2 protein-coding genes are annotated in these 1,922 nt (G+C 46.7%); both read left to right on the top strand.

Annotated elements, in window-relative coordinates; genetic code table 11:
* Window positions 1-964 (top strand): phytoene desaturase family protein (locus B2U10_RS12625; protein WP_290788123.1); only part of this gene is annotated, 964 nt, incomplete at its 5' end.
* The coding region (locus tag B2U10_RS12620; protein WP_290788120.1) for a phytoene desaturase family protein at window positions 961-1,922 on the top strand (962 nt) is incomplete at its 3' end. The genes B2U10_RS12625 and B2U10_RS12620, both read left to right, overlap by 4 nt.

Genomic DNA, 1,922 nt, shown 5'->3' with positions numbered 1-1,922 from the left:
TTTCACGAGCGAAGAACTGAAGTATGCCTTTACGTTCCAAGCGAAGTACTTAGGGATGTCGGCTTGGGAATGCCCAGGAGGTTTCTCCATCTTGTCTTACATGGAACATGCATACGGTGTCCATCATCCGATTGGTGGGATGCATCAGGTGCCACTTGCGATGCAACGTGCCATCGAAGAACTCGGTGGAGCGGTTCAGTTAGGTACAGGTATCAAGCAATTGATCTTAAACGGCAAAGTCGTCGAAGGGGTCATCCTTGAGTCAGGTCAGCATGAGTTATTTGATGAAGTCATCGTCGGTGCTGATTTCGCACATGCGATGAATCACCTTGTACCGGAAGGAGTACTGAAAAAATGGTCCCGACCAAAAATTGATCGCAAAAAATTCTCGTGTTCGACGTTTATGTTGTATCTTGGCGTCAATCGGACATTCGATGCGCCACATCACACGATTTATTTTGCGGAAGACTACGAGAAAAACGTTCGCGAGATGACGCAGACTTTAGAATTATCCGATGATTTTTCATTTTATGTTCAAAATCCATCCGTTCTTGATCCGACACTAGCACCTGAAGGAAAGTCCGCCATGTATGTGTTAGTTCCGGTTCCGAACAACTACTCGGAACTCGATTGGTCGATCGAAGGACCAAAATTACGTCGACGTGTTCTGGATACGCTTGAAACGCGTTCACCGTATCAAGGGATTGAAGCGGCAATCGAAGTCGAAGAGATGTTCACGCCGGACGATTGGGAAGCGATGGGGATCCATCAAGGAGCGACGTTTAACCTTGGGCATCAGTTGACACAGATGATGTATTTCCGACCGCATAACCAGTTTGAAGAGCTGGATCACTTGTATCTTGTCGGGGGAGGCACACACCCAGGAAGCGGCTTACCAACAATCTTCGAATCCGCGCGTATTACGGCAGAACTCGTGCTCAAAAAAGAAGGGGTGCGGACATGAAAATAGGATTCGTAGGAGCAGGCGTCGGAACACTGCATGCAGCACTTTTGCTGACAGCAAGACATCCGGGAGTCGAGATTACGATTTTTGAAAAAGAAGCGCATGTCGGTGGTCGATTACGATCCGTCGATTTTGAATCCGGTGGACGCATCGATGAAGGTCCGACAATCGTCCTGATGCCAGGTAAGTTGAAAGAGCAGTTGGCAGAAGCAGGCGTGACGGGAGTAAAACTCGAACGGGTGGATCCATTGTATGACCTTCACTTCGACGACGGGACCGTCGTTACGAAAGTATCTGATGTCGTGGACCAAGCCATTGTGATCGAACGCCAATTCGGCGAAGGTCGTGGATTTTATGAATTCATGCATCAAAAAGAAAAGGATTATAAGACGAGTGTATCGAAATTTTTAGAACGTGGTTATCGTCGGAAAACGGAGCTGTTGCATCCAGAAATGATGCGTCCATTATTACAGATGCACGCTTTAGAGACAGCGCATGATCATTTGAAGCGATACTTCAAGAGTAAATATTTGCGCATGGCATACAGTTTCCCAACATTTTATATCGGAGGAAATCCGTATACGACACCATCCATCTATGGTTTGATTCCATACCGGGAACAAGCAGAAGGTGTCTGGTATGTAAAAGGCGGTTATTTCTCACTTGCTGAACGCATGTATGACACATTAGTCGAACGAGGTGTCCGGTTCGTCTTCGAGGCACCCGTTGAACGAGTCGTCGTTGACCAGGGACAGGCGAAGGAAATCGTCTTACAAGGTGGAACACATGAAGCATTCGATCAAATCGTACTAAATGGAGAGTTTCCATTAATGGAACGTCTTGTGGAAGGTAAACAACCTAAAACATATACTCCTTCAGGCGGGACGCTATTGCTGTATTTCAAGATGAAAGGGAAAGTTGACTTACCGGTGCATCGATTTTTGATGCCGAATGACTT

It is taken from the genome of Exiguobacterium sp. UBA7533, from assembly GCF_002479335.1.
Taxonomy (GTDB): Bacteria; Bacillota; Bacilli; order Exiguobacteriales; family Exiguobacteriaceae; genus Exiguobacterium_A.
The sequence above is the reverse complement of the archived record's forward strand: the minus strand, read 5'-3'. Positions and strand labels throughout refer to the sequence as shown.